Here is a 4,736-nt window from a genome sequence, read left to right on the forward strand (position 1 = left end):
CGGAAGACGGGCACATCAGGCGTCCGCTCGAAGTGGCGCTTCTTCAGGCGCGCATACCAACCCATATGACAGCCTCCGTCGATGCTGAAACTATGGGCGACAGAACCTTCGGCCAGAACTGACCACCCGCGATGTAAGAAGCCGATCGGTCATGGTGCTGCTCTTCCTCAGTGAGGATGGACTCGATGGCTTTGACAGCAGCTTCGTCTTTTCCCCGCAGTCGTTCGAGCTGATGCTCAAGGTGGCGAAGGACGACACGCTCCACTGCCACTGTGGTTGCGGCGATTGCCTGGCGACCGAGCAGCCCCGTGACTAAACTGAGTGTGATGCCGTAGAGCGGTCGATCGCGAGTGGCTGCTCATGGCCGATTGTTGCCAGTCGCCGCCGCGCCGCCTTGGCGGTAGGCGACCCGTTGCCGCCCGTCACACTGACAGACTCGTCGAAGCGAAGCGGTCGTTCAGCGTTCGATACAGCGAGTGGCATTCGCGACAGTCACCGGATTCCCTTTGCTTGCCGCTTCAAGTGGCCGTTGCCTTCCGCTGAATCGCGATGCTCACCACTTTCGCCGCGGCCCATGTGCATGTCGCACCAAGAATTCCCAGACTGAAGATGATGGTCAGGCAGAGCTGCAGATGGTTCCAGATCCCCGGCGAGACCGAGAAGCTCGAAAAGAGCACGGAACATGCGAACGCGATGAGTTGCGAAGGTACGAACGCGAGTGCGGCAGCGCCCCACACAACGATCCTCTGATTGCGAGAGAGAATTCCTGGCCCAGTGGTTCGCAGCAGTCGTCGAATGGAGACGACTGCCCAAACTGCCGCAGCAAATGAGCCGATGGCGATTGCGGTGAAGACGTTCAGTTCTGGCATGGTCAAGGGCAGCGGCTTTGCAGTGACAGGTCCGCACGACGAGGCGGCCTGCCCTTCCAGAGTCCGCCGATGCTGAGTGCCATTGAAATGCAGGTCAACGCCACGGCGGTGGCAAGGTAGGCATGGAACAGCCACGACAGGCCCATCGTCGAGGCGGAAAGCACGACCAGCAGCGCGCCCCTCCGCAGGGCCGTACCCGACATCATCTGTCGCCTGAAGTTCACTGCCATCCAGAACAGCAACAGGACAGGATTTACGGCGAACGCGAGCGCGATCCACACCGTCTCGGATGACCCAACGTAGTCGCCCCTGAACAACGTGTCCAAAGAGCTGAAGAGGGACAAGCTCGCCAAGAGCAACAGCGTACCTTCCACCCACAACAGGAACTTTCTCATCCCCTCTCCCACCGTGTCACACCGCGCCAGTAGTTCCCGTCGCCGCCTGGCTATGCACCGGCCAGGAAGCAGTCCATGGCGACCGCCCGCAATTGGCCGACAGCGGCGATGCAACATGCGGGGGTGTCAGCGACAGGTGTCGAAGCCTGCACCCTTTTAGGGACGGGTTTGCCCGTGCGTCTACCGTTCCGCCACGCCGACGGATCGCATCGTATCCGCTGACTGGACAACCCGGAAGCAGCTGTTGGTGAACGACAGCACCTGGCCGGCTGCAGGCGTTCGGACATAGCCTCGATCAGGCTCCGCGTTCGAGCCGCCACAGTCTGTAACCGCAGTACAGCATAGTGAGAATGGAGGTGGTAAGCGCGGCAGAGGCGAGCCAGAACACGCCCTGCTGAAGTGGCTCGAAGGCATTGCTGGGTGAGATGGCTGCGCCTGCGCTGGCCAGCAGGTTATCGAGCACGAGGGCCGCCACGATGACACCAATGCTGGACACGAAGCTCAGGGCCCAGGCACGGGTCAGCCGCTTCTTCTCGGCGGTAAACGGATCATCGTGCCGTTGGGGCCGGATGCCGTTGCGGAAATTGTCGAGGTTCACGATGGCGCTCAGTACGGCGCTCCAAAGCTCTTCAACTAGTCGCCCCACGTGTGTTCTCCCTGTATGCCAAGCGATTTCAACACGGGTCGACCTTCGATGCAAAGCTGCGTCCGCCCATGTCTCGCGACGCGTATATCAGACGGTGACAACTCTCCGCTGTTGGCTGGTCGACGTCATTCGTAGAACTTGCCGGCCACCAGGATTTGAGCAGCGCGCCTCCACGGGTTCTCCGGCTTCTCGTAGAAGCGCAAGCCGTCGATCGAGGCTTCACCCCAGGATGCGGCCGCTTCGAGCAGCGCACCGATGGTCCTGTTCTCCCACCCGAGAGCACCCTGTCCGTACGGACTGGACGGGGTCAACGCTTCGATCGCTCGGTGCGCCTTCCAGTCTTCAGCGAGGGAGACCAGAAACTGGATGAAGCTTCGTTCATCGCTGACGTCGTCCGCGAGCGCCTGGGGGTCGGTTGACATGGAATAGCTCTGCTTAACGTGAAGTTACCGCCGAGGCCAGGCGCGACGGGTCATCGCAGATGACCCTGGAAGCCTCTTGTCGCGACCGGCGGCTCATGGCTAGAACCGCCGACGCTTGCCGAGAGCATACGGCCATGGCGCAGGCGGAGGCACTGGCAAGCTGCCGGCGCAGCCGCCATCGATCGCCTCAGATTTCAGTCTGTTCGGAGATCTCGAGCGCGTCGTCGACTTCGATACCCAGATACCGCACCGTCGACTCGAGCTTGGAGTGCCCAAGGAGCAGCTGCACGGCGCGGAGGTTCTTGGTGCGCCGGTAGATCAGCGTCGCCTTCGTCCTTCGCATCGAGTGCGTCCCGTAGTCGGCGCGATCCAGCCCCAGTTCCTCGACCCAGTGCCCGAGGATTCTGGCGTACTGGCGAGTACCCAGATGGAGCGAGTCGTGGAGGCGGCTTGGAAACAGAAAGTCCTCCGGCTTCAGCCTGGCGATCGTGATCCAAGCCTGCACGGCATCTCGGGCGGCTGACGTGATTTCGAACTGAACCGGGCGCTGGGTCTTGTGCTGGACAACGATGGCACGTGCGGCCACCTGGTCGCCGTGACACACATCGCGGACCTTCAGGCCGACCAGATCACAGCCGCGCAGCTTGCTGTCAATGCCGAGGTTGAAGAGCGCCAACTCACGAACCCGGCCTTCCATCTGCAACCGGACGCGCAGGGCCCAGATGTCCTTGAGCTTGAATGGCGCTTTTTGCCCGACGAGCTTGCCCTTGTTCCACGGTTCGCGAAGAACTGCGTTACCTGGAGTGCCCATGATGGTCTCCCATCGAGTTGAGGGCCATGCAGGATGCGCGCGGTCACCGCCTGCACTTGCTCTGAGCCGCCCCCCTGGCTGCGTCTGACGGGCAGCTTTGGAGCGGTCTGGCAAACTCACGCTGCCGGCCATGAACAGCCGTTCGCCAACGACCGGTATCGGGCCGGCTACAGTGCGCCATGTCGCCGCCAACCATTTCAGTCGTACTTGTGCACGTGCCCGACGTACCAGCCGCTGCCAAGTCCGCACGATGGGAATCTGAGGCAGTTCCGACGCCGGTATCGGACACCTAGGGCGTTAGACATCGGGAGCCGAATCTACATGCAGGTCAGCCGAGRGAAGATGTCGCCTACGGGCTTGTGCTCACTGCTTCTGTGTCTTGCCCTAGTGCCCGGGATGTCGGCAGGCTACGTGTTCTTGCAGACTGGCTACGTGCACGAAGGTGTTGGCGCGGCCTACTTTCTTCCGGCCATCATGCTAGCGGCRCCCACGTTGATCGTCGCCGCGAAATGTTTCGAGCGAGCGGGTGAGTACGGCACAAGACAGTTCACCCTGGTGCTGGGCAGCATCGTTCTATCTGCGATGGTGCTTGTTGCGCCGTACCTTGCCATGCGGTCTTTGTAGTGAACACTGCCAATGACGAGTGGCAGCAGCCGACAGGCAACAATCGGCCATGAACCGTCGGTCGCCGATGACCGCTCGCACGCCTCCTCCCCACCGCCAAGACTCACAGCGCAGGAGAGAATGGTCCATGAACTCCATCCGCGAAGTCCTGTTCTCTAAGGCGCTCAACTATGCAGAAGCCAAGTAAAAACTCCCAGCACTACCCCCAAGCGGCGCCCAACCAATCGATAGGACGCCGCTCGGTAGGCCGGGCTTCGCCTCTCATTTCAAACGCTAGGCCTCAAAGCGGAGGCCGAATCGCATGACCGGAAGCAATCCATACGCACCGCCTGAAGCGGCTTTGGAAGACATCGGCGAGAGTGCCTTGAGGACGGACTATGGCCTCAAGCTCAGCGCGTCCCTCTTCTGGCGAATCATCGTGTTTCAAATCATCCTTATGATGCCCGTAGCACTCACGCTCAGCTTCTCTGGTCAAACGGAGAGCATCACACTTCTGATGCTGAAGCCCACCCTATTTTTCATCTTCGTCGCAGCTGCAGTCGCGGTCTCATTGCAATTATTCCGCCCTGGGCTTCCTTTCCTTGTTTGGGGTCACAGGCTAGGTATGTTGCCAAGCAGCTGGCGCAGATTCAGTTGGGCTCTTTGCGGTCTGTACGTGCTTTTGGGAATCGTGAACACATGCGTGGCATTCGCCACGCCGTTGACCGTCTGGACTCAATACAAAACATCTGGTCCCCTTCTTGCCATCCTCGTCTTTTGCATCCTTGCACCTCGCTTTATCGTGAGGCCTACCCCTTCCATCGAGCGGACAGCCACAGGCGGGCTTCGCCCATCTGCGCCTGCCGCTCATGCCCACCGTTAGGCCTCACAAGAACCCATGAAAACAATCTGCTACTGGCTGTGCTTCACTTTGGTTGCAATACCAAATACTTACGGCTTAGCTGCGTGGGCTGCCGCTCTGTTCCACAT

General features: G+C 60.5%; 7 protein-coding genes. 1 reads left to right on the top strand and 6 read right to left on the bottom strand.

Annotation, left to right across the window (positions count from 1 at the left end; genetic code table 11):
- Positions 1-43: 43 nt before the first annotated feature.
- The 6 genes from AC1D1T_RS30050 to AC1D1T_RS30075 all read right to left on the bottom strand — a co-directional run bounded on the left by AC1D1T_RS30050 (position 44) and on the right by AC1D1T_RS30075 (position 3,143).
- Complete coding sequence (locus AC1D1T_RS30050; RefSeq protein WP_477993108.1) at positions 44-328, bottom strand: demethoxyubiquinone hydroxylase family protein; 285 nt, start codon at positions 326-328, stop codon at positions 44-46.
- A 190-nt stretch (positions 329-518) separates the two neighbouring features.
- Positions 519-875: a hypothetical protein gene (locus AC1D1T_RS30055; RefSeq protein WP_477993106.1), complete on the bottom strand. Its 357-nt coding sequence runs from the start codon at positions 873-875 to the stop codon at positions 519-521.
- Complete coding sequence (locus AC1D1T_RS30060) at positions 872-1,264, bottom strand: hypothetical protein (protein ID WP_477993107.1); 393 nt, start codon at positions 1,262-1,264, stop codon at positions 872-874. The genes AC1D1T_RS30055 and AC1D1T_RS30060 overlap by 4 nt, the downstream gene beginning before the upstream one ends.
- A gap of 295 nt (positions 1,265-1,559) precedes the next feature.
- Positions 1,560-1,862 (bottom strand): hypothetical protein, encoded by a 303-nt coding sequence (locus tag AC1D1T_RS30065; protein WP_477828129.1) that lies wholly within the window; start codon positions 1,860-1,862, stop codon positions 1,560-1,562.
- Positions 1,863-2,035: 173 nt separating this feature from the next.
- Positions 2,036-2,332 (bottom strand): DUF7660 family protein, encoded by a 297-nt coding sequence (locus tag AC1D1T_RS30070; protein WP_477828130.1) that lies wholly within the window; start codon positions 2,330-2,332, stop codon positions 2,036-2,038.
- 187 nt (positions 2,333-2,519) lie between these two features.
- Complete coding sequence (locus AC1D1T_RS30075) at positions 2,520-3,143, bottom strand: tyrosine-type recombinase/integrase (RefSeq protein WP_477828131.1); 624 nt, start codon at positions 3,141-3,143, stop codon at positions 2,520-2,522.
- 925 nt (positions 3,144-4,068) lie between these two features.
- Between AC1D1T_RS30075 and AC1D1T_RS30080 the strand changes: the two genes are divergently transcribed.
- Complete coding sequence (locus tag AC1D1T_RS30080; RefSeq protein WP_477828595.1) at positions 4,069-4,629, top strand: septation protein IspZ; 561 nt, start codon at positions 4,069-4,071, stop codon at positions 4,627-4,629.
- Positions 4,630-4,736 lie beyond the last annotated feature (107 nt).

The sequence above is a fragment of the Rhizobacter sp. P2_H3 genome, assembly GCF_056403355.1.